Origin of the sequence: Paramagnetospirillum magneticum AMB-1 (genome assembly GCF_000009985.1) — a bacterium.
GTDB classification, from domain to species: Bacteria; Pseudomonadota; Alphaproteobacteria; order Rhodospirillales; family Magnetospirillaceae; genus Phaeospirillum; species Phaeospirillum magneticum.
On the sequence record NC_007626.1, the window covers coordinates 2543179 to 2563295 of the forward strand.

22 protein-coding genes, 1 tRNA gene and 2 pseudogenes are annotated in these 20117 nt (G+C 64.9%); 22 read left to right on the forward strand and 3 right to left on the reverse strand.

Annotated features, from left to right (window positions below):
- Positions 1-97 precede the first annotated feature (97 nt).
- On the forward strand, positions 98-922 hold the full coding sequence (locus AMB_RS11800; protein ID WP_011384733.1) for an MBL fold metallo-hydrolase: 825 nt from the start codon (positions 98-100) through the stop codon (positions 920-922).
- 226 nt (positions 923-1148) lie between these two features.
- On the opposite strand, the gene AMB_RS11805 is transcribed toward AMB_RS11800, so the two are convergent.
- On the reverse strand, positions 1149-1604 hold the full coding sequence (locus AMB_RS11805) for a MucR family transcriptional regulator (RefSeq protein ID WP_011384734.1): 456 nt from the start codon (positions 1602-1604) through the stop codon (positions 1149-1151).
- 339 nt (positions 1605-1943) lie between these two features.
- On the opposite strand from AMB_RS11805, the gene rpiB reads away from it, so the two are divergent.
- The 12 genes and pseudogenes from rpiB to AMB_RS11860 all read left to right on the forward strand — a co-directional run bounded on the left by rpiB (position 1944) and on the right by AMB_RS11860 (position 11977).
- The gene (gene rpiB / locus AMB_RS11810) at positions 1944-2393 is read left to right on the forward strand and encodes a ribose 5-phosphate isomerase B (protein ID WP_043744338.1); all 450 of its coding nucleotides are present in this window, start codon (positions 1944-1946) and stop codon (positions 2391-2393) included.
- Between the two features lie 39 nt (positions 2394-2432).
- Positions 2433-3716, forward strand: coding sequence for a serine hydroxymethyltransferase (gene glyA / locus AMB_RS11815; RefSeq protein ID WP_011384736.1), 1284 nt, complete (start codon positions 2433-2435; stop codon positions 3714-3716).
- A 69-nt stretch (positions 3717-3785) separates the two neighbouring features.
- Positions 3786-4247 carry a transcriptional regulator NrdR gene (nrdR, locus tag AMB_RS11820; protein WP_011384737.1) on the forward strand — a complete coding sequence of 154 codons (462 nt, stop codon included), beginning with the start codon at positions 3786-3788 and terminating at the stop codon, positions 4245-4247.
- A 31-nt stretch (positions 4248-4278) separates the two neighbouring features.
- Complete coding sequence (ribD, locus tag AMB_RS11825; protein WP_043744341.1) at positions 4279-5355, forward strand: bifunctional diaminohydroxyphosphoribosylaminopyrimidine deaminase/5-amino-6-(5-phosphoribosylamino)uracil reductase RibD; 1077 nt, start codon at positions 4279-4281, stop codon at positions 5353-5355.
- 18 nt (positions 5356-5373) lie between these two features.
- Positions 5374-5966, forward strand: a pseudogene (locus AMB_RS11830) (riboflavin synthase).
- Positions 5938-7086: a 3,4-dihydroxy-2-butanone-4-phosphate synthase gene (gene ribB / locus AMB_RS11835; RefSeq protein ID WP_050750705.1), complete on the forward strand. Its 1149-nt coding sequence runs from the start codon at positions 5938-5940 to the stop codon at positions 7084-7086. The pseudogene AMB_RS11830 and the gene ribB overlap by 29 nt, the downstream one beginning before the upstream one ends.
- 134 nt (positions 7087-7220) lie before the next feature.
- On the forward strand, positions 7221-7673 hold the full coding sequence (gene ribH, locus AMB_RS11840; protein WP_011384742.1) for a 6,7-dimethyl-8-ribityllumazine synthase: 453 nt from the start codon (positions 7221-7223) through the stop codon (positions 7671-7673).
- Positions 7670-8140: a transcription antitermination factor NusB gene (gene nusB, locus AMB_RS11845; protein ID WP_011384743.1), complete on the forward strand. Its 471-nt coding sequence runs from the start codon at positions 7670-7672 to the stop codon at positions 8138-8140. Before ribH ends, nusB begins: the two co-directional genes overlap by 4 nt.
- A gap of 151 nt (positions 8141-8291) precedes the next feature.
- Positions 8292-8504 (forward strand): annotated as a pseudogene (locus tag AMB_RS26900) (AIR synthase related protein); the annotation flags it as partial.
- Between the two features lie 151 nt (positions 8505-8655).
- Positions 8656-9153, forward strand: coding sequence for a thiamine-phosphate kinase (locus AMB_RS26905; protein ID WP_322095848.1), 498 nt, complete (start codon positions 8656-8658; stop codon positions 9151-9153).
- A gap of 3 nt (positions 9154-9156) precedes the next feature.
- On the forward strand, positions 9157-9618 hold the full coding sequence (locus AMB_RS11855; RefSeq protein ID WP_231848834.1) for a flagellar basal body-associated protein FliL: 462 nt from the start codon (positions 9157-9159) through the stop codon (positions 9616-9618).
- Positions 9619-9895: 277 nt separating this feature from the next.
- Positions 9896-11977 (forward strand): sodium-translocating pyrophosphatase, encoded by a 2082-nt coding sequence (locus tag AMB_RS11860; RefSeq protein WP_043744352.1) that lies wholly within the window; start codon positions 9896-9898, stop codon positions 11975-11977.
- Positions 11978-12150: 173 nt separating this feature from the next.
- Here AMB_RS11860 and AMB_RS11865 read toward each other — a convergent pair whose 3' ends face one another.
- A complete protein-coding gene (locus AMB_RS11865) occupies positions 12151-12606 on the reverse strand; it encodes an outer membrane protein assembly factor BamE (protein ID WP_043744354.1) in 456 nt (151 codons plus the stop codon).
- A gap of 142 nt (positions 12607-12748) precedes the next feature.
- On the opposite strand from AMB_RS11865, the gene AMB_RS11870 reads away from it, so the two are divergent.
- The 9 genes from AMB_RS11870 (at position 12749) to AMB_RS11910 (ending at position 19885) form a co-directional block, all read left to right on the forward strand.
- On the forward strand, positions 12749-13312 hold the full coding sequence (locus tag AMB_RS11870; protein WP_043744356.1) for a ubiquinol-cytochrome C chaperone family protein: 564 nt from the start codon (positions 12749-12751) through the stop codon (positions 13310-13312).
- Positions 13309-13854 (forward strand): YceD family protein, encoded by a 546-nt coding sequence (locus AMB_RS11875; RefSeq protein ID WP_148207398.1) that lies wholly within the window; start codon positions 13309-13311, stop codon positions 13852-13854. Before AMB_RS11870 ends, AMB_RS11875 begins: the two co-directional genes overlap by 4 nt.
- 85 nt (positions 13855-13939) lie before the next feature.
- Positions 13940-14122 (forward strand): 50S ribosomal protein L32, encoded by a 183-nt coding sequence (gene rpmF, locus AMB_RS11880; protein WP_009869122.1) that lies wholly within the window; start codon positions 13940-13942, stop codon positions 14120-14122.
- Positions 14123-14157: 35 nt separating this feature from the next.
- Positions 14158-15213, forward strand: coding sequence for a phosphate acyltransferase PlsX (gene plsX / locus AMB_RS11885; RefSeq protein ID WP_011384749.1), 1056 nt, complete (start codon positions 14158-14160; stop codon positions 15211-15213).
- Between the two features lie 13 nt (positions 15214-15226).
- A complete protein-coding gene (locus tag AMB_RS11890; RefSeq protein ID WP_011384750.1) occupies positions 15227-16201 on the forward strand; it encodes a beta-ketoacyl-ACP synthase III in 975 nt (324 codons plus the stop codon).
- Positions 16202-16336: 135 nt separating this feature from the next.
- Positions 16337-16657 (forward strand): integration host factor subunit alpha, encoded by a 321-nt coding sequence (locus AMB_RS11895; protein ID WP_011384751.1) that lies wholly within the window; start codon positions 16337-16339, stop codon positions 16655-16657.
- The gene (locus AMB_RS11900) at positions 16654-17208 is read left to right on the forward strand and encodes a MerR family transcriptional regulator (protein WP_011384752.1); all 555 of its coding nucleotides are present in this window, start codon (positions 16654-16656) and stop codon (positions 17206-17208) included. Before AMB_RS11895 ends, AMB_RS11900 begins: the two co-directional genes overlap by 4 nt.
- 143 nt (positions 17209-17351) lie before the next feature.
- Positions 17352-17428, forward strand: a tRNA-Pro gene (locus tag AMB_RS11905).
- A 60-nt stretch (positions 17429-17488) separates the two neighbouring features.
- Positions 17489-19885 (forward strand): tetratricopeptide repeat protein, encoded by a 2397-nt coding sequence (locus AMB_RS11910; protein WP_011384753.1) that lies wholly within the window; start codon positions 17489-17491, stop codon positions 19883-19885.
- On the opposite strand, the gene AMB_RS25960 is transcribed toward AMB_RS11910, so the two are convergent.
- Positions 19886-20029 (reverse strand): hypothetical protein, encoded by a 144-nt coding sequence (locus AMB_RS25960; RefSeq protein WP_011384754.1) that lies wholly within the window; start codon positions 20027-20029, stop codon positions 19886-19888. It abuts the gene before it with no gap.
- Positions 20030-20117 lie beyond the last annotated feature (88 nt).

Sequence of the window (20117 nt, forward strand, 5' to 3'; positions counted from 1 at the left end):
TCTTTCTTATTTTTCCGCGTTTGTGTGACCAAATACATAGGACTGGGACGGTGCGGCGGTTACAGTCGCATCCTGGGGCTGAAGCGGGAGCGAGGGAATGGTCTGCACGGTGAAGTTTTGGGGGGTGCGCGGGAGCATCGCCTGTCCTTCGCCCGAGCATGTGGTCTATGGCGGCAATACCTCCTGTATTGCTGTCACCACCGAGGCCGGGATCGTGGTCTTTGACGCCGGAACGGGGATACGCTCCCTGGGGCGCGAGATCATTGGGCATGGATTGGCCCATGCCCATCTATTCTTTACGCATACGCACTGGGATCACATCAACGGCTTTCCCTTCTTCGCTCCGGCATACAATCCCGCCTTCCGTCTCGATATTCACGGACCGAAGCAAGACGGGAGCCCGCGCGGCATCCAGCACGTGCTGATGGGCCAGATGGAAACGCCCAACTTCCCCGTACCGCTGGCCGCCATGCGCGGCATCGTTTCCTACGAGGATTTTGAGGTGGGGAGCATCTTCTCGCCCTATGATGGGGTTACCCTGCGGACCGCCCCGTTGCGCCATCCCAACGGTGCCTGCGGCTATCGCCTGGAGACCGGGGGAGTGGTCGTGGCCTACATTACCGATACGGAGCACGTTCCCGGCACTCCTGACGAGAATGTGCTGTTCCTGATGCGGGGCGCGGATCTGGTGATCTACGACTGCACCTACACCGATGACCAGTTTCCCACCAAGATCGGCTGGGGACATTCCACCTGGCAGGAAGGAATCCGTCTGGCCAGAGCGGCTGGTGCCAAGCGTTTAGCCATTTTCCATCACGATCCCGAACATACCGACGATATCATGGCCGGCATCGAAGCCGAGGCCGTCCGGTCGTGGACTGGGGTAGTTGTCGCCCGTGATGGCATGGAAATCACCCTTTAGCCGGCAGCGTCAGCGGACCGCTGAATAACGCCACGTCGTGGCAGGCTGCTGCCTAGAGTCGTTCTGGAGGCTGCGCTTTCCGGTTAGGGGGGCGGGGGCAAAAGTCCCCGAAGCGGCATCTTTGAATCTGGCGCAGGTTGGTCACGCGGCCGTCATGCATCGTCCGGAAACAGAAACGGCGCGGAGCCACAGGGCACCGCGCCGTTCATTATCGATCAGGCCCAGCCTAGCGGCGGCCGCGACGGGTCGGCCGTTCCGGCGTCTCGCCGGCCTTGCGCCCCAAGCCGATCTTCTTGGCGAAGTCGGAACGCTGGGCGGCGTAGTTGGGGGCGACCATGGGATAGTCCGGCGGCAGGCCCCACTTCATCCGGTATTCGTCCGGGGTCATGTTGTAGGTGGTGCGCAGATGCCGCTTCAGCATCTTTAGCTTCTTGCCATCTTCGAGACAGATGATGTAGTCGGGCGTCACCGACCGCTTCACGGCGATAGCTGGCTTGGGCGCCTCAGACTTCGCCTCCGGCTGCCCACCTTCGAGGGACGAAAGCGACCCGTATACGGTGTTGATCAGTTCCGGCAATTGCCCCGCCGGGACCGGGTTCTTCCCCACATAGGCGGCAACGACATCGACGGCCATGCGCAGCAGGTCGTCGCGATTGGTCTTATCCGAGTTGATGTCGCTCATCTGGCTATCCGACTGCAGTTTGTTGGCACAATTGATACAATGAATGCATGCGGGAACTTTACTGTCAATTAGAAATTGCATCTTCTGAATAATGAGTTCTTTGGCTTGGTGTGAACTGCAATAATCATCGGCCTGACGGGTGGGGGTTTAACCCAATGGTCTGTGTAGCGGGGCGAGCTTCTATTGCAGCAAGGCCGCGTCTTGACGCTTTTTTGGAAGTCGTGGCGGCCACCCCGTGTCATGATCGAGCATCCCCCATAAGCTTGTGGCGCATTGGCAAGGCGGTCCGACATATGGTATCTAGCCCTTCGGAACATGGATCGCCGGGGTAGGGTATTGATGAGCACCAAAATCATGGCCATTGCTTGCGATCACGGCGGCATCGAACTCAAGGAATTGCTGGCCAAGGATCTGGCGGCGTCCGGCTGGTCGGTGCTCGACTTGGGAACCAACGGCCCCGAATCCGTGGATTATCCCGATTTCGCGGTGACGCTGGCCGATGCCCTGAAAAGCGGTAAAGCCGAGCGAGGCGTGCTGCTGTGCGGCACCGGGATCGGCATCTCCATTGCGGCCAACCGTTTTCCCCATGTGCGTGCCGCCCTGGTGCACGATGCCTTCGGGGCGCGCATGTGCCGCCAGCATAATGACGCCAACGTCCTGGTGATGGGGGGGCGCACCACCGGTCCCGAAGTGGCGCGTGACTGCCTGAAGATTTTTATCGAGACCGAATTCGAGGGCGGCCGCCACGCGCGGCGCGTCTCCAAGCTGTCCGGAAACGGCCCGGCCTGAGCCCTCATCGTCACGACCCGACTGCCAGAAAGAGATCCGATGTCCAGCGCACCCACCGATGCCTTTTTCCGCACTCCGCTTTCCGAGCGTGATCCCGAGGTCTTCGCGGCCATCACCCAGGAACTGAAGCGTCAGCAGGATCAGATCGAACTGATCGCCTCCGAGAACATCGTGTCGCGCGCGGTGCTCGAGGCGCAGGGCTCGGTCATGACCAACAAATACGCCGAGGGTTATCCCGGCAAGCGCTATTACGGCGGCTGCGAGTTCGTGGACATCGCCGAAAGCCTGGCCATCTCCCGCGCTTGCCAGATCTTCGGTTGCTCTTATGCCAACGTCCAGCCCAGCTCGGGCTCGCAGGCCAACCAGGGCGTGTTCATGGCGCTGCTGCAGCCGGGCGACACCATCATGGGCATGAGTTTGGCCGCCGGCGGCCACCTGACCCATGGTGCCGCCCCCAACCAGTCGGGCAAGTGGTTCAAGGCCGTGCAGTACGGCGTGCGCCAGCAGGATTCCCAGATCGACTTCGCCGAGGTGGAGGAACTGGCCCGTACCCACAGGCCGAAGCTGATCATCGCCGGTGGCTCGGCCTATCCGCGCACCATCGACTTCGCGCGTTTCCGCAAGATCGCCGACGAGGTCGGGGCCTTCTTCATGGTGGACATGGCTCACTTCGCCGGTCTGGTGGCCGGCGGCGTGTATCCCAATCCGCTGCCCCACGCCCATGTGGTGACCACGACCACTCACAAGACCCTGCGCGGCCCGCGTGGCGGCATGATCCTGTCCAACGACGCCGACATCGGCAAGAAGATCAACTCGGCCATTTTCCCCGGCATTCAGGGCGGCCCGCTGATGCATGTCATCGCCGGCAAGGCGGTGGCGTTCGGCGAGGCGCTGAAGCCCGAGTTCAAGCTTTACGCCAAGCAGGTCGTCGACAATGCCCGCGCCCTGGCCGACACCCTGGTGCGCCGTGGCCTGGACATCGTGTCGGGCGGCACCGATTCCCACCTGATGCTGGTGGATTTGCGGCCCAAGAAGCTGACCGGCAAGGCGGCCGAGGCCAGCCTCGAGCATGCCGGCATGACCTGCAACAAGAACGGCATTCCCTTCGACCCGGAAAAGCCCACCATCACCTCGGGCGTGCGTCTGGGCACCCCGGCGGCGACCACGCGGGGCTTCGGCGTCGAGGAGTTCAAGAAGGTGGGCGAACTGATCGGTGACGTGCTCGACGGTCTGGCCGCCAATCCCGAGGACAACTCGGCGGCCGAGGCCCGTGCCCGCGCCGAAGTAGCTGAACTGTGCCGGCGCTTCCCGATCTACCAGTAGGGCGCCCATCAACCAAGAACAGGGGCGGGGGCCAGGGAAGCCCCCGCCGGTTTCCCGGGGGGAATGATCATGCGGTGTCCGTTTTGCGGTCACGACGATACCCAGGTGAAGGACTCGCGGCCGACCGAGGATAACTCGGCCATCCGGCGGCGGCGGTCCTGCCCGGAATGCGGTTCGCGCTTCACCACTTTCGAGCGGGTGCAGATCCGCGATCTGGTGGTGATCAAGAAGGACGGCGGACGCTCGCCCTTCGATCGCGACAAGGTCCTGAAATCCCTGCGAATCGCCTTACGCAAGCGTCCGGTGGATGACGAGCAGATCGAGCGCATCGTCAATGGCATCCATCGCCGCCTGGAAAGCATGGGCGAGAACGAGGTTCCCTCCAAGTTCATCGGCGAATTGGTGATGGAGGTGCTGATGGACCTCGACAAGGTCGCCTATGTCCGTTACGCCTCGGTGTACCGCAATTTCCGCGAAGCCAAGGACTTCGAGGATTTTCTGGGGAAGATGGTTGTCCCACGCCTCGACTGACCGCACTCAGGGAGAGATCGACCTCGGCCACATGCGGGCAGCCCTGGCGCTCGCCCGCCGTGGCCTGGGCACCGTGTGGCCCAATCCGGCGGTGGGCTGCGTCATCGTCAAGGACGGACGGGTGGTGGGACGCGGCTGGACCCAGCCGGGCGGCCGCCCCCACGCCGAGACCGAGGCCCTGGCCATGGCCGGAAGCGCCGCCCTGGGCGCCACCGTCTATGTGACCCTGGAGCCCTGCGCCCATCACGGCAAGACGGCGCCCTGCGCCGACGCCCTGGTCGCCGCCGGGGTGTCCCGCGTGGTGGTGGCGGTCCAGGACCCGGATTCCCGGGTGGCCGGCAAGGGTGTCGACCGCCTGCGGGTGGCGGGCATTCCGGTGACCGAGGGCGTGCTGCATGCCGAGGCCGCCGAACTGAATGCCGGCTTCTTCCTGCGCATCAATACCGGACGGCCCCTGGTCACCCTGAAGCTGGCGACCACCCTGGATGGCCGTATCGCCACCCATACCGGCGAAAGCCGCTGGATCACCGGCGATCAGGCCCGGTCGGCGGCCCATCTGCTGCGTGCCGAGACCGACGCCATCATGGTGGGCAGCGGCACGGCCCTGCACGACGATCCCGACCTGACCTGCCGCCTGCCGGGGCTGGTGGAGCGGTCTCCGGTCCGCGTGGTGGTGGACGGGCGCCTGCGCCTGCCCCTGACCAGCCGGCTGGTCGCCACCGCCAATGATGTTCCCACCTGGCTGCTGACCCTGGAGGATTGCGACGTCAACCGCCGCGAAGCCTACGAGGACGCCGGCGTGGACGTGGTCGAGGTCTCTCCCGGTGCCGATGGCGCCATCGATCTGGAACTGGCGCTGCAGGCGCTGGGCGAAAGCGGTGTGACGCGGGTTCTGGTGGAGGGCGGGGCCCATCTGTCCGCCGCCTTGCTGCGGGCCGGTCTGGTGGACCGCATGGTGTGGTTCCGCGCCCCCCGCCTGATGGGCGGCGATGGCTTGCCGGCGGCCGTGTCGTTCGGCATCGACCACCTGGCCCAGACTCCCCATTTCGAGCGCGTCGAGATTCGCCCGGTAGGCGACGACGTGATGGAAACCTATATCCGTCTATAGAAAGCAGCGAGGTCCCTCATGTTCACCGGCATCGTCACCGATCTCGGCGTGGTGCGCCGTATCGTTCGCGGCGAGGGGCGGGAAGCCCGCTTCGAGATCGCCAGCGGCTACGACACCGCCACCATCGCCATCGGGGCCAGCATCGCCCATAACGGCGTGTGCCTGACCATCGTCGAGGTGGGGCCGGACTGGCACACGGTGGAGGCCTCGGCCGAGACCCTGTCCAAGACCACCCTGGGTGGTTGGAAAGAGGGCTCCAGGTCAACCTGGAACGGGCGCTCAAGGTGGGCGACGAACTGGGCGGCCATATCGTTTCGGGCCACGTGGACGGCGTGGCCAAGGTGATCAGCATCACGCCCGAAAACGAATCCAAGCGCTATGTCTTCGAGACGCCCGCCGATCTGGCCTGTTTCGTGGCCCCCAAGGGCTCGGTGGCGCTGGACGGCGTGTCGCTGACCGTCAATGAGGTTGACGGACGGCACTTCGGGGTCAACATCATTCCCCACACCCAGTCGGTGACCACCTTCGGCACCTATCGCCCCGGTGACGAGGTGAATATGGAAATCGACATGCTGGCACGCTATGTTGCGCGGCTGTTGCAAAAGGACTGACGCCTTGGTTTCCGAATATCACGACTATCTGTCGTCCATCGAGGACATCATCGAGGAGGCCCGCCAGGGCCGCATGTTCATCCTGGTGGACGACGAGGACCGCGAAAACGAAGGCGATCTGGTGATTCCCGCCGAGATGGCCAACGCCGACGCCATCAATTTCATGGCCCGGTTCGGCCGGGGGCTGATCTGCCTGTCGCTGACCCGGGGCCGCTGCGAGCATCTGGGCCTCAAGCCCATGAGCAGCGACAACGGTACCCGCATGGAAACCGCCTTCACCGTCTCCATCGAAGCGCGGGAAGGCGTCACCACGGGCATTTCCGCCGCCGATCGCGCCACCACCATCAAGGCGGCCATCGACGTCGACAAGAACCGCTACGATATCGTCAGCCCCGGGCACGTCTTCCCGCTGATGGCCCGCGAGGGCGGCGTCCTGGTGCGGGCCGGGCATACCGAGGCGGCGGTGGATATTTCCCGTCTGGCCGGGCTCAACCCCTCGGGCGTGATCTGCGAGATCATGAATGACGACGGCACCATGGCCCGCATGCCCGATCTGGTGACGTTCGCCCAGCATCACGGCCTGAAGATCGCCACCATCGCCGACCTGATCGCCTATCGCCGCCGCAACGACAAAATCGTGGCGCGCGAGGTGGAGACGCCCTTCCACTCCAAGTGGGGCGGCGACTGGAAGATGATGGTCTACACCAATACCGTGGCTTATGCCGAGCACATCGCCCTGGTCAAGGGCGACCTCGGCGCCGAAGGGCCGGTGATGGTCCGCGTCCACGCGGTCAACGTGCTCGACGACGTGCTGGGCGACCAGGGCTCGGGCAAGGCCGGCGAGCTTCATTCCGCCATGGAAATGATCGCCGCCCACGGATCGGGTGTCGTGGTCCTGATCCGCGAGCCGCGTCCCACCAGCCTGTCCGACACGGTTCGCGCCCATCTGGAGCGCCGCCCGGCGGCTCCGGCGCTGCGCGATTACGGTGTCGGCGCCCAGATCCTGCTGGATCTCGGCGTCCACGAAATGATTTTGCTGTCCAACACCAAGCGCTCCATCATCGGCCTCGACGGCTATGGCATGAAGGTGGTGGAGCAGCGGCCGATTCCGGTCGGCTGAACCGTACCGACGAGGGCTGGCCCCGCAAGGCGGGGCCAGAGTGAGGAGGCAAGCCCAAGGGGCGCCGCGGCTTATGCCGCGAAAGCCAAGCGAAGCGCCCGGCGCCTGAGGGCTATGTAAGGAGAGTTTCCAACATGGCGAAGGTTCTCATTATCGAGGCCCGCTTCTACGATCACATCGCCGACGGGCTGCTGGCCGGGGCGCGTGCCGAATTCGACAAGGCCGGCGTCGCCCACGACCTGCTGGTGGTGCCGGGCATCTTCGAACTGCCCGCCGCGCTGAAGCTGGTGCTGACCGCCGCCGAGCAGGGTAACGACAAGGCCCGCTACGACGGCTTCGTCACCCTGGGCTGCGCCATCCGGGGCGAATCCGACCACTACCACCACGTGGGCACCGAGTGCATGCGCGGCATCGCCGACCTGTCCATGGCCTATGATCTGGCCTTGGGCAACGGGGTGCTGACCGTGCACAACGAGGCCCAGGCCCTGGCGCGCTCCGATCCGGCGCGCAAGAATCTGGGCGGCCAGGCGGCGCGGGCCTGCCTGCGCATGATGGCGGTCAAGCGCGAACTGGGGTTGTCGTCATGAGCACCGTCAATCCCTCCGTCGCCAAGCGCAGCGCGGCGCGCCTTGCCGCCGTCCAGGTCCTCTACCAGATGGAGATGACCGGGGCCGATACCGAGCGCGCGCTGCAGGACGCCAAGGACCGCCGGGCCGCCGAGCCCAAGGGCCGCATGGCCGATCCCGACAACTCGCTGCTCAATCAGGTGGTGCGCGGCGTTTCCGCCCAGTTGGAGGACATCGACGGCCATGTGGGCCGGGCGCTGTCCGGGGACTGGACCGTGGAGCGGCTGGAAGCGGTGCTGCGTGCCATCGTCCGCGCCGGCGCCTGGGAATTGTCGGCCCGGCCGCAGACTCCGGCCCGGGTGTGCATCTCCGAATGGGTCGACGTGGCCCATGCCTTCTATTCCGGCCCCGAACCGGGGTTGGTCAATGGCGTGCTCGACCATCTGGCCCAGACCCTGAGGGGCGGGGAGATGGGCAAGGGCGCCTAGGATGAGCGGCGGGGCACCCGACGAGTTCGGTCTGATCGCCGAATTGTTTGCCCCGCTGGCCGCCGGTTTTCCCGGCGCCCTGGGTCTGACCGACGACGCAGCCTTCATCGCGGCCGAGCCTGGATTCGATACGGTCGCCACCATGGATTCCATGGTGGCCGGCGTGCACTTCCTTGCCGATGACCCGCCGGATCTGGTGGCGCGCAAGCTGATCCGGGTCAATCTGTCCGATCTGGCCGCCAAGGGGGCCGAGCCCCGGCTGCTGATGCTGTCCGCGGCTTTTCCCCGGGGCGTGACCCAGGACTGGCTGCGGACCTTCGGGGCCGGTCTGGCCGAGGATGTGAGGGCGTTCGGCGTTCATCTCATCGGCGGCGACACGGTGTCCACGCCGGGGCCGCTGACCCTGACGCTCACCGCCCTGGGCGGTCGGGCGGGGCGGGGAATCCGGCGCTCGGGCGCACAAGGCCGGCGATACCGTCTGGGTATCGGGCAGCATCGGCGACGGCGCCCTGGGGCTGAAGGCCATTCGTCACCAGTTGCCGGGACTGTCCGCTGTCCACCAAGAGTTTCTCACCGGGCGTTACCGCCTGCCGCAGCCCCGGGTGGGCCTCGGGCCTCGGCTGGTGGGATTGGCCCATGGCGCCATGGACGTCTCGGACGGCCTGGTTCAGGACCTGGGGCACCTGTGCCGGGCTTCCGGATTGGCGGCCAGGATCGAAGCGGCGCAAGTGCCGCTATCGCCGGCCGCCGCGGCCGCCTTGGGCCGGGACCAGTCCCTGCTTGCCTCGGTGCTGGCGGGGGGCGATGATTACGAGGTGCTGTTCACCGCAGCCCCCGGGGCGAGCCCGGACGTCGACCGCATGGCGGCGGAACTGGGGCTGGCACTCACGGCCATCGGCTCGCTGGGCGAAGGAGAGCCGGGAACGGTGGCGGTCATTGGGCCAGACGGTGAGAATGTTCCGGTCGGGCAGGGGGGCTGGCGCCATTTCGGCGGCATGCAACAGGGGGAATAACTTTTGGTCCGTTTGATTTTCATGGTGGTGGCGTTGCTGATGCTGATCGGCGCGGTCATCGGTGGCCTGTATTTCTGGGGCATCGATCCGCTGGCCAAGCTGGGCATCACCGCGCCCATGATGAACAAGGAACCGGCGGCTCCGCCGCCGCCGCCGCCGCCCAGCTATGTGGATTTCGGCCTGCTGATCGTGCCGGTCATCCAGGATCGTGAAGTCAAGAAGCAAGCGGAAATGATCGTCCGGCTGGAAGTCGATCCCAAGAACAAGGAGATCGTCGCCAAGAACCTGCCGCGCCTGCAGAACGCCTATCTTGCCGAGATGATCACCTATCTGGGCAATACGGTAAAGGAAGGGCAGCCGCTGGATATTCCCGCCATCCGCCGGCGCCTGACTATCAGCGCCGAAAAGACGCTGGGAGGGGTCTACGTCAAGGACGTGGCCATCGAGAATCCCAATCTGAAATAGCCTCTACCTCTTTGGCCAGTTCCATCGGCCAATCGGACCTGCCCGAAGGTGCAGGTGGGGGCGGTTAATGATGGATATTCGGTACCGAAATTGCCGAGGTGGTGAGTTTTCATCGCAATAATTCCAGAATATGGTCGCGATGAGAGCATTTTATTGCATCACTGCGGTTCTTCTGGCAGTTTCACCACGCTTCCGTCGCCTTCTCCGGACCCGGCCTTCGTGGTCGGCTATTGGGGGTATGCGGCGCCAAGAAGACTCATCAGGGGACTCGAACCACATGACCTACCTCTTCGTGATCGCATGCGGCGTTCTGGCGCTGCTGTACGGGGTCTACGCCATCAAGTCGGTGATGGCGACCTCGGCCGGCACCGCTCGGATGCAGGAAATTGCCGCTGCCGTACAGGAAGGCGCCGCCGCCTACCTGAACCGGCAGTACACCACCATCGCCATGGTCGGCGTCGTCGTCGCCATCATCCTGGCCGCCCGCCTGGGCATCTACCAGGCCGTCGGCTTCGTCATCGGCGCGGTGCTCTCGGGCGTCGCCGGCTACGTGGGCATGAACGTTTCCGTTCGCGCCAACGTCCGTACCGCCGAGGCTGCCCGTTCGGGTGGCATGCAGCAGGCCCTGGACGTGGCCTTCAAGTCGGGCGCCATCACCGGTCTGCTGGTGGTTGGTCTCGGCCTGATCGGCGTCGCCGGCTACTACATGATCCTGAAGAACGTCGGCATCGACCCGCGCGGCCTTCTCGAGGCCCTGGTGGCCCTGTCGTTCGGCGCTTCGCTGATTTCCATCTTCGCCCGTCTGGGCGGCGGCATCTTCACCAAGGGCGCCGACGTGGGCGCCGATCTGGTGGGCAAGGTCGAAGCGGGTATCCCCGAGGATGACCCCCGCAACCCGGCCGTGATCGCCGACAACGTGGGCGACAACGTCGGCGATTGCGCCGGCATGGCCGCCGACCTGTTCGAGACCTATGCGGTGACCGTCGTCGGCACCATGCTGCTGGGCTCGATCTTCTTCACCGGCGTTGCCCAGGAACAGATGATGATGCTGCCGCTGATCATCTGCGGCGTGTGCATCTTCGCCTCCATCGTCGGCACCTTCTTCGTGAAGCTCGACGCCACCAACAACATCATGAAGGCGCTGTACAAGGGCGTCATCGTGACCGCGGTTCTTTCGGCGATCTTCGTCGCGGTGATCATCAACGTCTACCTGGGTGGCTTCGCCGCCACGTTCAAGACGGCCACCCTGACCATCACCGGCATGGACCTCTACGTCTGCGCCATCATCGGCCTGGTCGTCACCGGCCTGCTGGTGTGGATCACCGAGTACTACACCGGCACCGATTACCGTCCGGTCAAGTCGGTGGCCCAGGCTTCGACCACCGGTCACGGCACCAACGTGATCCAGGGTCTGGCGGTTTCCATGGAAGCCTGCGCCCTGCCGGTGATCGTGATCTCCGTCGCCATCATCGTGTCGTACAAGATCGCCGGCCTGTTCGGCATCTCGGTGGCCGCGACCACCATGCTGGCCCTGGCCGGCATGATCGTTGCCCTCGACGCCTACGGCCCGGTGACCGACAACGCCGGCGGCATCGCCGAAATGGCCGAGCTGCCCAAGGAGGTCCGCAAGACCACCGACGCTCTCGACGCCGTGGGCAACACCACCAAGGCCGTCACCAAGGGCTACGCCATCGGTTCGGCTGGTCTGGCCTCGCTGGTGCTGTTCGCCGCCTATACCGAGGACCTGCATCACTACTTCCCCAACCTGAACATCACGTTCAGCCTCGAGGATCCCTTCGTGGTGGTCGGCCTGTTCCTCGGCGGTTTGCTGCCCTACCTGTTCGGTGCCATGGGCATGCAGGCGGTGGGTCGCGCCGCCGGTTCGGTGGTGGTGGAAGTCCGCCGCCAGTTCAAGGAAATCCCCGGCATCATGGAAGGCACGTCCAAGCCCGATTACGGTCGCGCCGTGGACATGCTGACCAAGGCCGCCATCAAGGAGATGATTGTCCCCTCGATGCTGCCGGTGCTGTCGCCGATCGTCCTGTACTTCGTCATCCTGCTGGCTGCCGATCAGAAGGCCGCCTTTACCGCCGTGGGCGCCATGCTGCTGGGCACCATCGTCACCGGCCTGTTCGTCGCCATCTCGATGACCTCGGGCGGCGGCGCTTGGGATAACGCCAAGAAGTACATCGAAGACGGCCATCATGGTGGCAAGGGTTCCGACGCCCACAAGGCGGCGGTCACCGGTGACACCGTCGGCGATCCCTACAAGGACACCGCCGGCCCCGCCGTCAACCCGATGATCAAGATCATCAACATCGTCGCCATCCTGCTGCTGGCCATGGTTGCCGGTCACTAATGGGCTGATCCGGGCGGAGGGAAACCTTCCGCCCGGTGACCCTGACTGAAGACCAGCCGGAAACAGGCTGAAACGGAAACCCCGGTCGGAAACGACCGGGGTTTTTGTGTCTGAAGTGGTGAATTTCGCGGGCAGCCCGGGGCGCGTATGCCGGCGGTCTGGATCGAAAGAGGCTACTTGCCCTGCATCGGCTTGGAGAACCGGCCCACATTGCCCATCAGCTGCTGCAGGATAGTCAGTTCCTTGCCGGCGGTAGGGGTCTCACGGCCGGCCGGAACAACGTCCTTGCCGTCCTCCAGGCCGCGATTGTCGATGGCCCGCACGGTCCCGGCTCGGTCGAAGACCACGGTGATGACCTTGCGCTCCTTGACGACCGGCTCGAAGAACGCCTCACGCTCGGTGACGGCGGAGATGTAGTGCCAGCTTTCCTCGCCGAACGGCGTCACGTTGGATGGTGTGCCCAACAGGGCCTGGACATCCTCGCGGGTGCTGGCCCCGATCTTGACCTGGGCCATTTGCTCGGGCGGAGGCAGATTGCCCCGCACCTCGATGATCGGGGTGCAGGCCGCCGCCCCGGTGATCAGGGTTGCGGCAACGAGGAAACGGTATGGCACTGAGGTCTTTTTCATTCGCTACGACGCCGAGGCATTGACGACAGGCGGCCCCAAAGCCAATGTGGGGAGGGGCCAATGTGGGAGGAACATTGCACTCCACATCGCCGCCTTGTCAACGCCGTCGCCCAAACAGGGGCGAGGCCTTTTGGACCCAGAGATGCCATTTCGTAAATTCTTCCAGCGACGCCGCCGTGAACAGATCGCTCACGACCTCTACGTGTCGGTGATCAACCAGGCCCGGCTGCCACATTTTTACGTGCGGTTTGCCGTCCCCGACACTCTGGACGGCCGCTTCGACCTGATCGTGCTGCACGCTTTTCTGGTCATGCGGCGCCTGCGCCAGATCAAGGGTGAGGAGGGGGCTGCCGACGCTCGCGAGCTTGCGCAGGCGCTGTTCGACCTTATGTTCGCCGACATGGATCAGAATCTGCGGGAGATGGGCGTGGGCGATATGTCGGTTGGCAAGAGGGTCAAGCAGATGGCGCGGGCCTTCTACGGCCGGGTCGCCGCCTATGACGACAGCCTCGACGGTAAGGGTGGCAGTCTGACCGAGGCGTTGCGGCGCAATCTTTATGGCACGGTGGATGGCGAGGTCGACGCGGCCGTGGTGGAGGCGGTCGCCGGATATTTTGCGGCCCAGGCGGCTTGCCTGGCTGGCCAGCCGGCCGAGGCCCTGCTCGCCGGGCGTGTGGAGTTTCAGGCCCCGGAAGGTGGAGCATGATGACCAAAGAGACGGGCCCTTTTTCCTATCCCGTGGAAGTGGACAAGATCCCGGCCCGCGGCACCCGCCTGCGGGTCGAACCCACCCCCAGTGACCGGGACGCCATCGCCCAGTGGCTCGACGTGCGGGAAGTCACTGAGATGCAAGCTGAATTTCAGATGGCCCCGGTTGGAAAAACCGGGCTGTTTCGTGTCAATGGACGGTTGACGGCGCGGGTGATGCAGACTTGCGTCGTGACTCTGGCACCGGTCCAGACCCTGGTCGACGAAGAGATCGCCATGACCTTCGGGCCGCCTCCGGATGATTGCGGCGACGAGGCCGCCGAGATCGAGGTGGACTTCCACGACACCGACCCGCCGGACCCTATCGTTGACGGGGCCATTGACCTGGGGGCGGTGATGGTCGAGCATCTGGCACTGGGCATCGATCCTTTCCCCAGGTCAGAAGGTGCGGAGTTCGCCCTGCCGGGGGAACCGCCTGAAGCCCCCGAACCCAAGGCGAATCCCTTTGCGGTTCTGGCCGCTCTCAAACAAAAAAGGTGAGGGGGGTCAGCATCCCCTTGCCCCGCGTCGCCTTTTTGGCTAATAAACCACCCTTTCCCATTCCGGGTTGAAGCGAGTAGATATTATGGCCGTTCCGAAGAAGAAGACCTCCAAGTCCCGCCGCGACATGCGTCGCGCTCACCACGCCCTGGTCAACGTGACCGGCGCCGAGTGCCCGAATTGCGGCGAAGTGAAGCTGCCCCACCACGTTTGTGGCTCGTGCGGCCACTATGACGGCCGTGAGGTTGTTGCCCAGGCGGAAGCCTAAGCCACGTCATTGGCTAGGCAGGGGAGTGCGAGCCGGTGAGCGCAGCTGTCACCATTTCCATTGACGCCATGGGGGGCGATGCCGCCCCCGACATGGTTGTGGAAGGGGTGCGCATGGCTCATGAGCGCCTCCCCCATGTTCGCTATCTGATGTTCGGGGACGCAAGCCGCATCGAACCGTTGCTGGCGCGTTTTCCCGAGATCAGGGGCGTTTGCACCATCCATCACACCGAAGAATCGGTGTCCATGGAGGCCAAGCCCAGTCAGGTCCTGCGCCAGGGGCGCAAGTCCAGCATGTGGCTGGCCGTCGAGGCCGTCCAGAAGGGCGAGGCCGCCGGAATCGTTTCGGCCGGCAATACCGGCGCGCTGATGGCGGTGTCGAAGTTCGTGCTGCGCATGTTGCCGGGCATCGACCGTCCGGCCATCGCCGGCATGTTCCCGACCGTCAAGGGCGAGACGCTGATGCTCGACCTGGGCGCCAACGTCGACTGCAACTCCAACAATCTGGTGGAGTTCGCGGTGATGGGCGAGGTCTATGCCCGCGCCGTGCTGGGCCTGGAAAAGCCGTCCATCGGCCTGCTGAACGTCGGCTCCGAGGACATGAAGGGCAACGACGCGGTCAAGGCCGCCGCCGCCGCCCTGCGTGATTCCCATCTGCCCATCAGCTTCTACGGCTTCGTCGAAGGCAACGATATCTGTGGCGGCACCGTGGATGTGGTGGTCACGGACGGGTTTACCGGCAACATCGCCCTGAAGACCGCCGAAGGCACCGTGAAGCTGTATTCCACCTTCCTCAAGGAAGGGTTCCAAAGCTCGCTTCTGGCCAAGTTCGGCTATCTGTTCGCCCGCCATGCCATCAACAAGGTCAAGGTACGGACCGATCCCCGTCGCTATAACGGGGCCATGTTCCTGGGACTCAACGGCATCGCGGTGAAGAGCCATGGCGGAACCGATGCCTTCGGCTTCGCCAATGCGGTTGGTGTCGCGGTCGAACTGGTGACCCATGGCTATAACGACCGCATCCGCAAGGAATTCGACCGGTTGAAGCCGGCCGAGGTTTCCCCGTCGCAACTGGCCGCCGGCACCCGGTGACAAGGGACTGATCATGATCGTGCGCTCCCAAATCATCGGATGCGGGTCCTATCTTCCGTCCCGGCTGGTGACCAATGCCGAGCTTGCCGCCCAGGTTGACACCTCGGACGAATGGATCGTCGAGCGCTCGGGCATCCGCCAGCGCCATATCGCCGCCGAGGGGGAAACCACCTCCGATCTGGCCACCAACGCTGCATTGCGTGCCCTGGAGGCCGCCGGGATCTCCGGTTCCGCCGTGGATCTGGTCATCGTGGCCACCGCCACCCCGGACAATACCTTTCCCGCCACCGCCACCAAGGTGCAGAGCCGCATCGGCATGAGGCATGGCTTCGCCTTCGACGTTCAGGCGGTCTGTTCAGGCTTTGTCTACGCCCTGTCGGTGGCCGATAACTTCATCAAGAGCGGTCAGGTGCAGACCGCCCTGGTGATCGGGGCCGAAACGTTCTCGCGCATTCTCGATTGGACCGACCGCACCACCTGCGTTCTGTTCGGCGATGGCGCCGGCGCCGTCGTGTTGCGCGCCAGTCGCGGCAAGGGCAGCAGCGCCGATCGCGGCATCTTGTCCACCCATCTGCATTCCGACGGCAGCCACTACGACCTGCTCTATGTGGATGGCGGCCCGTCCAGCACCCAGACCGTCGGCCATGTGCATATGGAAGGGCGCGAGGTGTTCCGGCACGCCGTCATCAATCTCGCCGCCGTGGTGGGCGAGGCGCTGGCCGCCAACGACCTCAAGGCCTCGGATATCGATTGGGTGGTGCCGCACCAGGCCAACCGCCGGATCATCGAAGGTACGGCCAAGAAGCTGGGCTTCCCGCTGGACAAGATGGTGATGACCGTCGAGCGTCACGCCAACACCTCGGCCGCCTCCATTCCCCTGGCGCTGACCGAGGCGGTCGGCGATGGCCGCATCAAGCCCGGCCAACTGGTTCTGCTGGAGGCCATGGGCGGCGGATTCACCTGGGGCTCCGCCCTGGTGCGCATGTAATCCCAGGCCGAGGGCCCGGGCATACTCTTGCATGGCTGTTGAACGCCATCTCGCATCCCTCTGATATTGACGGATTTATCGTAAGGGTCTAGGGTCGGACCAGCTTTTCGGATTCCTTCATTCGGCTGGGGCGTCATGACTGACAAGACCATTACGCGGGCGCAACTGAGCGAGGCCGTCTATCAGGAGGTCGGCCTGTCTCGCAACGAATCCGCTGATCTCCTGGAAGCGGTGCTGGATGAGATTTCCGGCGCGCTGGCCAAGGGCGACGCGGTGAAGATCTCTTCGTTCGGAAGTTTCTCCGTCCGCTCCAAGGGGCAACGCATCGGCCGTAATCCCAAGACCGGCGAGGAAGTGCCCATCACGCCCCGCCGCGTGCTGGTGTTCCGGCCCTCCCAGCTGCTCAAGAAGAAGATCAACGATGGTATGGCCGCCAAGCGCGGCGGGGCCAAATGACCGGGGACGACGGGGACGAGAATACGGGACGGCGCAACGGCAAGTCCGAGGCGGCATTCCGGACCATCAGCGAGGTCGCGGACGAGCTCGACGTTCCCCAGCATGTCCTTCGGTTCTGGGAAGGCAAGTTCCCTCAGGTCAAGCCGCTGAAGCGCGGCGGCGGGCGACGGTATTACCGTCCTGACGACGTGGCGCTGCTGCGGCGTATCCGCGATCTGCTGTATGCCGAAGGCTACACCATCAAGGGCGTGCAGAAGCTGTTGAAAGAGGGTGGGGGCAGCAAGGATGTTGTCGCGCCGGCGCCGCCCCGTGCCGCCGAGCCGGAGCTGTCGCTCGGCCTCGATCACCCCGAGGATCATGAAGACGATGACGAGGAGGACGACCTAGTCATCGAAGAGGACGAAGTCCGCCATGCGGTGGTCCGGACCATCGTCTCCAGCGGCGATGAGCTGCCGGCGCCGGCGGGTGCGCTCAGCCCCAATTTGCGCCATGAACTCGAAGAGATCATGGCCGAGTTGGAGCAATTGCGCGCTCTGTTGCGGGGCCGGTAAAATTCATTGAAGAACTGGGTTGCGTTGGCCGGATCGCCTGACTATAGTGCGCCCCTCTCCCGGCACACCCCGCCGGTTCTTCCCCCTCCCACGGTGGTTTTCCGCCGGGGAACAAAGGTTTCGGTGGGCACGCCCACCACGGTCGGAGCGTAGCGCAGCCCGGTAGCGCATCAGTCTGGGGGACTGGGGGTCGCAGGTTCGAATCCTGTCGCTCCGACCAAAAATCAGCGGCCCGGCTCATGAAGATGAGCCGGGCCGTTTCACTTATGGGGAGGCTTGATTGGACCAGGAGACTTTCGCCAGGGCTCAGGCCGAGCATCGCTCCGGCAATTTCGCGGTTGCCGAGCCCCTCTACGGCGCCATTCTGGCCGCCAGTCCCGAGCATGTGGAGGCGCTGTACGCCTATGGCGTCCTGCTGGCCCAGACCGGGCGGCTGCCGCAATCTCTGGATCACCTGAGCCGCGCGGCGCGGCTGGCGCCCGAGGACGGGCGGATCGGCCGTAATTTCGCCCTGGTGCTCCAGGCGGCCGGCAGGCTGCCGGAATCCGAGAGGGAATTCGGGCGCCTGCGCGACCGCGAACCCGACCGTGCCGAGCATCGTTTCGGACTCGGCCTGGTGGTTTCCGCCCAGGGGCGGTTTGACGAGGCGATTTCCCATTTCCAGGAAGGGCTGGCTCTGGCCTCTCAGGACGTGGAGGCCCGTTGCAATCTCGGACTGGCCTGTCGCGCCGCCGGACGGCTGGACGAGGCCATCGACGCCTTCGCCAAGGCGGCGGAACTGGCGCCGGCTCTGGCCAAGGCCCACGGCAATCTGGGCGGCGCCCTGTTCGCCGCCGGCCGCTGGGCCGATGCGGTCGGCGCCTGGGGCCGCGCCCTGGCCCTGGAACCCAACCATGCCGAGGTTCGGGCCGACATGGGCGTGGCCCTGGCTAAGCTGGGGCGGCAGGAGGAGGCGGCCGAGTGCTTCCGCCGCGCCATGGAGCTTGATCCCGGCAATCCCGCCCACGGTTACAATCTCGGCCGCGCCCTTCAGGATCTGGGACGGCTGGAGGATGCCGCTGAAATCTATGCCAAGGTCATCGCCGTGGCGCCGGATCATGCCTCCGCCCATATGAATAGCGGGGTCATCTTCAAGAAACTGGGCCAGCCCGATCAGGCGGTGGCGTCCTACGACCGCGTGCTGGAGTTGGACCCCGCCAACGGCCCGGCCTGGCTCAACCGCGGCAAGGCCCTGTACGAGGCGGGCAGGGTGGAGGACGCTCTCGACTCCTTCCGGTCGGCGCTTCGCCTGATGCCCGACGATGCCGACGCGCTTTGCGAACTGGTCAACCTGCGCAAGGTGATCTGCGATTGGGATGGCCTGGAGGCCGAAGAGGCCCTTTGCCGGCGGCAGGTGGCCGATGGCAAGGCCGGCATTGATCCGCAGGTCTTCATGTCCATTCCCGCCACGCCGGCCGAGCAGCGCCGGTGCGGTACGCTGTGGGGCAAGATGATCACCGAGGATCGCGCCCATGCCGTTCATGGGCTGGACCTCGCCCCCCGCGCCGTGTCGCCGGCGGGCAGCAAGATCCGGCTGGGCTACATTTCGGCGGATTTCCGCACCCATCCCGTGGCGCATCTGATGGCCGGGGTGTTCGAGCGGCATGACCGCTCGCGCTTCGAAGTCTCCGCCTATTCCATCGGCCCCTACCAGGACAGCGACATGCGCCGCCGTCTGGAGGCGGCCTTCGACCGTTTCGTCGATCTGGAGGCCGTGGGCTCGGCCGAGGCCGCCCGGCGCATCCATGGCGACGGCATCGATATTCTGGTGGACCTGACCGGCTATACCAAGCATTGCCGTCCGGAAATCCTGGCCTGCCGCCCGGCGCCGATTCAGGTCAACTTTCTGGGGTTCACCGCCACCATGGGGGTGAACTGGATGGACTACATCCTGACTGATGCCTTCGTCGCCCCCCAGGCGCGCCAGGATGGGTTCGCCGAGGCGCTGGTCCACATGCCCCATTGCTACCTGCCGTTCGGCGATCTGGCGCCGGTGGGAGAACCGGTCCAGCCGCGCAGCGCCTACGGCCTGCCGGAGGATGCCTTCGTCTATTGCGGCTTCAACAACCCGTTCAAGTTCCGCGCCGAGGTGTTCGACCTGTGGGCCGACATCCTGCGGGCCGTGCCGCAGGGAGTCTTGTGGCTGCGCGAGGACAACGATTACAGCCGAAACAATCTTGGTCGCGAAATCGCGGCGCGCGGCATCGACCCGGCCCGGCTGATCTTCGCCCAGCGAACCGACTTCGCCGAGCATATGGCCCGGCACCGTCTGGCCGATCTGTTCCTGGATTGCCTGCCCTACAACGCCCACACCACCGCCAGCGACGCCCTGTGGGCCGGGCTGCCGGTGCTGACCCGGGTGGGCGAGACCTTCGCCAGCCGCGTGGCCGGCAGCCTGCTGAGCGGGCTCGGCCTGCCGGAGTTGATCACGGAATCGGCTGAAGAGTACCGGGAGCGGGCCATCGCCCTGGCCAGCCGGCCGGAGGAACTGCGGGCGCTGAAGGACCGGCTTGAGGTCAACCGGCTGACGGCACCGCAATTCAAGTCCGAGGTCTTTACCCGGGACCTGGAGGCGGCCTTCCTGCGGATGGCGGAGCGCAGCCGTGCAGGCCTGGCGCCGGAAGCCTTCGCCCTCTGATCAGTCCTTGAGAATGGTGGTCAGGCCGATGATCGCCCAGCCGAAGAGGGTCGAGCCGATCACTGCGCCGGCGATCACAATGGCCGCGTAGCCCATCATGCGGGGAATGCGGCACTCGGTCTTGCTGGTCATATGGGCGGTCATGCTTAACCTCTGTCTTTGGTTATGGGTATCCGGGTTATACAATTGACCAAGGTTACATTCAAATATTTGAATTGTTCTGACAAAAAAA

What these genes read in the sequence shown, in the direction of transcription:
- AMB_RS11860 (WP_043744352.1), top strand. Translation starts at nt 9,896, where the DNA reads ATGACCTACCTCTTCGTGATCGCATGCGGCGTTCTGGCGCTGCTGTAC.
- glyA (WP_011384736.1), top strand. Translation starts at nt 2,433, where the DNA reads ATGTCCAGCGCACCCACCGATGCCTTTTTCCGCACTCCGCTTTCCGAG.
- ribD (WP_043744341.1), top strand. Translation starts at nt 4,279, where the DNA reads ATGCGGGCAGCCCTGGCGCTCGCCCGCCGTGGCCTGGGCACCGTGTGG.
- AMB_RS11805 (WP_011384734.1), bottom strand. Translation starts at nt 1,604, where the DNA reads ATGAGCGACATCAACTCGGATAAGACCAATCGCGACGACCTGCTGCGC.
- nrdR (WP_011384737.1), top strand. Translation starts at nt 3,786, where the DNA reads ATGCGGTGTCCGTTTTGCGGTCACGACGATACCCAGGTGAAGGACTCG.
- AMB_RS11870 (WP_043744356.1), top strand. Translation starts at nt 12,749, where the DNA reads ATGCCATTTCGTAAATTCTTCCAGCGACGCCGCCGTGAACAGATCGCT.
- rpmF (WP_009869122.1), top strand. Translation starts at nt 13,940, where the DNA reads ATGGCCGTTCCGAAGAAGAAGACCTCCAAGTCCCGCCGCGACATGCGT.
- rpiB (WP_043744338.1), top strand. Translation starts at nt 1,944, where the DNA reads ATGAGCACCAAAATCATGGCCATTGCTTGCGATCACGGCGGCATCGAA.
- AMB_RS11800 (WP_011384733.1), top strand. Translation starts at nt 98, where the DNA reads ATGGTCTGCACGGTGAAGTTTTGGGGGGTGCGCGGGAGCATCGCCTGT.
- AMB_RS11875 (WP_148207398.1), top strand. Translation starts at nt 13,309, where the DNA reads ATGATGACCAAAGAGACGGGCCCTTTTTCCTATCCCGTGGAAGTGGAC.
- ribB (WP_050750705.1), top strand. Translation starts at nt 5,938, where the DNA reads ATGTTGCGCGGCTGTTGCAAAAGGACTGACGCCTTGGTTTCCGAATAT.
- nusB (WP_011384743.1), top strand. Translation starts at nt 7,670, where the DNA reads ATGAGCACCGTCAATCCCTCCGTCGCCAAGCGCAGCGCGGCGCGCCTT.
- AMB_RS25960 (WP_011384754.1), bottom strand. Translation starts at nt 20,029, where the DNA reads ATGACCGCCCATATGACCAGCAAGACCGAGTGCCGCATTCCCCGCATG.
- ribH (WP_011384742.1), top strand. Translation starts at nt 7,221, where the DNA reads ATGGCGAAGGTTCTCATTATCGAGGCCCGCTTCTACGATCACATCGCC.
- AMB_RS11900 (WP_011384752.1), top strand. Translation starts at nt 16,654, where the DNA reads ATGACCGGGGACGACGGGGACGAGAATACGGGACGGCGCAACGGCAAG.
- AMB_RS11895 (WP_011384751.1), top strand. Translation starts at nt 16,337, where the DNA reads ATGACTGACAAGACCATTACGCGGGCGCAACTGAGCGAGGCCGTCTAT.
- AMB_RS11890 (WP_011384750.1), top strand. Translation starts at nt 15,227, where the DNA reads ATGATCGTGCGCTCCCAAATCATCGGATGCGGGTCCTATCTTCCGTCC.
- AMB_RS11865 (WP_043744354.1), bottom strand. Translation starts at nt 12,606, where the DNA reads ATGAAAAAGACCTCAGTGCCATACCGTTTCCTCGTTGCCGCAACCCTG.